The sequence below is a fragment of the Microbacterium sp. K35 genome, from assembly GCF_004794375.1.
GTDB lineage: Bacteria > Actinomycetota > Actinomycetes > Actinomycetales > Microbacteriaceae > Microbacterium > Microbacterium sufflavum.
In genome coordinates, this window is record NZ_SSDM01000080.1 from 1 (window position 1) to 4,730 (window position 4,730).

Here is a 4,730-nt window from a genome sequence, read left to right on the forward strand (position 1 = left end):
GATCGGCGGCACGCCCCCGGGCGGGGTCGCGGAGCCGGAGGCCCGGTTCGCCAGCACGGTGCCGCCCGCGTCGGCCGCCACGGTCACGGAGTACGTGAGGGTGACGGTCGCACCCACCGGCAGTGCACCGCTCCACGACAACCGGTCGCCCGCCACGGTGGGAGCCGTGGCCGGGACGCCGTCGATCGTGGCGGTCGCATCGCCGTTGAACGCGGCGTGGGCGAGCACGTCGGACAGGTCGTCCGTGATCGCGACGGGGTCGAGCGCCGTCTCACCCGTGTTCACGCCGGTCACCGTGTAGGTGATGACCGCGCCGGGGTCGACCGCGGTGCCCGTCGCCGGGTCCGCGCTCTTCGACAGCGAGAAGCCCGGACGGTTCACCGGCGTGGTCGTGGTGCCGGGAGGCGGCGTGATGACGGAGCCGCCGGGCGGCGTGGCAGACGCGGTCGCCGCGTTCTCGATCACGGTGCCGACGCCTTCTGCGGTCACAGTCACGGAGTAGGTGACGGTCACGGTCTCCCCGACCGCGAGCGACCCGCTCCAGGCGAGTGTCGCGCCGTCGACGGTCACGGCACCCGCGGACGCGCCGCCGATGGTCGCGACAGCGTCGCCGTTGTACGCCGCCGAGGGCAGCACGCCGGACAGGTCGTCCGTGATCGCGACGGGGTCGAGCACGGTCTCGCCGGTGTTCGCGGCGGTCAGCGTGTAGGTCAGCACGGTGCCGGGGTCGACGGCGGTGCCCGTGGCGGGGTCGACCGTCTTCGCGAACGTGAAGCCGGGCTCGTTCACCGGGTGCTCCGTGGTGGCGGGCGGCGGCGTGATCGGCGTGCCAGGCGTGGTCGGGCTGTCGGGGTCGCTCGGATCCGTGGGGATGAGCGGGGTCGCGGCGCCGGTGGCGGTGTTGGCGATGAGCTCGCCGCCCGCGGTGGCGTCGACCGTGACCGAGTAGGTGATCACCACGTCCTGCCCCGGGAGCAGTCGGCCGCTCCAGTTCAGCGTTCCGTCGGCCACGCGGACGTCGCCGCGGGTCGCGGTCGCATCGTCGTTCGAGCTCGTGTGGGCCAGCACGTCGCGCAGGTCGTCCGTGATCGTCGCCGGGTCGAGCACGGTGTCGCCCGTGTTGGTGCCCGTGACGGTGTACGTGATCACGCTGCCCGGGTCGACGCGGGTGCCCGACGCGGGGTCGGCCGTCTTCGAGATCGTGAAGCCGGAGCCGAGCACGGGGTGCTCCGTGGCGGAGGTCGGCGGGACGATCGGCTCACCGGGCACCAGCGGCCCGGTCGGGTCGCCGGGGTCGGGCGTGACCGGGGTGCCGGAGCCCGCGACGGTGTTGCGGAGGATCTCGCCCGAGGCGTCCTCTCCCACGGTCACGGAGTAGGTCACGGTCACGGTCTGCCCGGGCTGGAGGGCCCCGGTCCAGGCGAGGGTGCTGCCGGTGAGGGTCGCGCCGCCCGTGGTGAGGGTCGTGCCGTCGATCGCGGTCGTGAGGTCGTCGTTGTACGCGGCGTGGGCGAGCACGCCGGAGAGGTCGTCCGTGAGCGAGGCGGGGTCGAGCGGAGTCGCGCCGGTGTTGGTGCCGGTCACGGTGTACTGGATGGTCTGGCCGGGCTCGACCGTGCTGCCCGAGGCGGGCGACGAGGTCTTGACGAGCTCGAAGCCGGCGACGGGGTGCTCGGTCGTGACGGCCGGGGGGACGATCGGGTCGAAGCCGCCGGGGGGCGTGCCCGACGCGGTGACGCTGTTGGCGATGCGCTCGCCCTCCGCGCCCTCGTCGACGATCACCGAGTAGGTCACGGTCAGCACCTGGCCGGGCTCGAGCGCACCGTTCCAGGCGAGCTCGTCGCCCGTGACGGTCGCGGCGCCCGAGGTCACCGGGTCGCCGTCGATCGCGGTCGCCACGTCGCCCTGGTAGGTCGCGAAGGCGCGCACGCCGGACAGGTCGTCGCTCACGGTCACCGGGTCGAGGCGCGTGTTGCCGGTGTTCTCCGCCTCGACCGTGTAGGTGACGCGCTGCCCCGCGGTCACGGCGGTGCCGTTCGCGGGATCCGAGGTCTTGCGCAGGGCCAGGCCGGGTGCGAGGCGCAGGTTCGTGTACGTGCAGGTGACGTCGGTGCCCAGCGGACCGGATGGCTGGGTGACCTGGCCGTCGGCGGTCACCGCGACCGGGGTCGTCGAGCCGTCGGGGTTGACCTGCACGCAGACCAGGGACGCGTCGTAGCGGGCCGGGTCGGTCGTGCCGGCGGGCGACTCGGAGAGCTGGAAGGCGTCGCCCTGGTTGGTGAACACCGGACCCGCGTAGTCGGGCTGCAGGCCGGGCTGCGCGCCACGCGTCGTGGCATCGGTCTGCGGCACCTGGTAGCCGGTGGGCGACTGCACGCGCAGCGCGAACTGGTCGGTGTCGGCCTGGCGCCCGTTCGGGAGGTCCTTCTTGAGCGTGAGGGTGTTGGGGAACGTGCAGCTGGCCATGTCGGTGGGCCCGAAGTTCCCCAGCGACGTGGTGTTCACGGTCGCCCCACGGGGCAGGTCCACCTCGATGATGCGGTTGCCGCCGCCGGACACCGACACGAAGATGTGCCCGAGGTTGCCGAACGCGATGCCGTTGCCCTGCACGCCCGCGCCCATGTCGTGCACCTGCTTGGCGTCGATCGTGGCGGTGCTCGGCTGCAGCGTGCTCGGCAGGTCGGACGAGTAGATGTAGTTGTCGGCCACGAGCACGAGCTGACCGGAGGCGCTGAAGGCCATGTCGCCGTTGGCGCCGAACGCGCTGCTGCCGGTGGTCGGGCGCAGCGTGCCGACCTGCACGTAGGTCTGCGGGGTGACGTTCTCGTTCCACGCGTACAGGTTGATGGCGCCGTTGATCGTGCCGCTGGCGAAGTAGTACACGCCGGTGACGGGGTGCACGGCGCCGCGCAGGACCGAGGAGTTGAGCGAGAACGAGGTGCGCGTGGTGGTGTCGGTGACGCGGTCGTGCTTCGCGAGCATCTTGCTGCCGGCGGCGTTCGTGACGGTGTACGCGTAGCGTCCGTTGGACGAGAGCCCGAGCGCGTTGTTGGAGTGGTTCGCGCCGAGGTTGATGCTGCTGAGCGTGCCGCCGTCGCCGGGGGCGCCGCCCTGCTCGTTCACCGCGAACTCGCGCACCTCGGAGGTGCTCTGCACGTACACCGCTCCCGGCGTGCAGAGGAACGGCTCGGCTGCTGCGGCCGGCGCCGCGGTGAGCGTGCCGCCCACCACGATCATCGACGAGGCGACGAGCGCGGTGCTCACCACACCGCCGATCAGCTTCCTGGTCCGGCTCCAGCGGCTCGGCCGCTGCTCACGGGCATCACGGAATCCCACGACTTCACTCCCCATCCATCGCTGTCCGCGGCGCGTGCGCGCACACGGAAGCCCCGCCCCCTCAGGCGACCGCCGAGCACCATCGGGTATGGCGTACTCGGTCCGGGCCTCCGCCAGACTGCCCGGGTGCGCAGCTCCGTCCCGGCCGGACCGGGAGAATTCACCCCGCCTTTTCACCCCACCCGGCGGGCGGATCCCCCTCGCCCGATGCGGACGGGGACGCCCGCCCCGCGGACGCCCCCGTCACACCGCACTACTCGCGCGAACCGATCTCCTCGATCGGCCGACGCCGCAGCGCCGCGCCCGTCGCGACGCGGAGGGCGACCAGCGCCAGCGCCCCCATGCCGCCGATGATCGCGAGCGAGCCGAGGACCGGCATCGCGGGGACCGGCTGTCCGGAGATGCCGTAGCTCATCCCCATCAGCGGCGGGATCGCCACGAGCACGCCGAACACCATCGAGATCGCGGCGACGAGGATCGCCTCGACTCGCATGGTGGCACGCACCTGGCCGCGGGTCGCCCCGATCAGCTGCAGCAGCGCCAGCTCACGCGAGCGCTCACCGGTCGCCATCACGAGGGTGTTCACCACGGCGATCGCGATGTACCCGAGGATCACCAGCAGCGCGACGAGGTTCACCCAGCCCTGCTGCGAGACCGCATCCGCCCCGGTGGCCTTCTGCCCGGACGCGGGTGCGACGAGCAGCCCGCCCGCCGCGAGCGCATCGGGCGTCTGTGCCGCGTCGCCCTCCACGGACACGAGGGCGAACGCGTCGAGCCCCGCGGAGGTGTGGGCGCGCACGTGCGCGGCGTCCATGGTGAGGGCGCCGAAGCCGAGGCCCCGCTCGTAGACCGCGACCACGGTGGCGTCCAGCGCCGTGCCGTCGCCCATCGTCCCGGTGACCGTGTCGCCCAGGCCGACCCCGAGGGTGTGTGCGGTGTCGACGCTCACGGCGATGGCACGGCCGCCGTCGAGTGCCGCCAGCGACCCCTCCTGCACCTGCAGGTCGAGCAGCCCGTCCACGGTCGCGGGGTCGACGCCCTGCAGCACGTACTCGGTGCGCTCGAGCTGGCCCTCGATGTCGCGCGAGTCGATCACGGCCGCGCTGAGCGCCACGCCCGAGGCCCCGGTCACCCCCGGTGCCTCCCGCAGCGCCTCGACCGTCGCGGGCGAGAGTCCCGCGGGCGCGGACACCCGCAGTTCCGCGGTGACGCCGTCGCGGGCCTGCTGCGCCGCCTCGTCCGCGACGATCGCCGGTCCGCCGATCTGCACCAGTCCCAGCCCGATGCCGAGCGCGATGGGGAGGATCGCGGCCGCCAGCCGTCGACTGCCCGCCGCCGTGTTGGCGGCGGCGAGGAAGCCCGCCGCCGAGAGCCGACGCAGCAGCGGGCTTCCT

At 73.2% G+C, this 4,730-nt stretch carries 2 protein-coding genes; both read right to left on the reverse strand.

Going from position 1 to position 4,730, the window contains the following annotated elements:
- A partial coding sequence (locus DW299_RS02195; protein ID WP_240745291.1) for an isopeptide-forming domain-containing fimbrial protein occupies window positions 1-3,336 on the reverse strand: 3,336 nt, incomplete at its 3' end.
- A gap of 253 nt (window positions 3,337-3,589) precedes the next feature.
- Window positions 3,590-4,730, reverse strand: a 1,141-nt coding sequence (locus DW299_RS02200) for an ABC transporter permease (RefSeq protein ID WP_136035478.1), incomplete at its 5' end; no start/stop codon positions are given.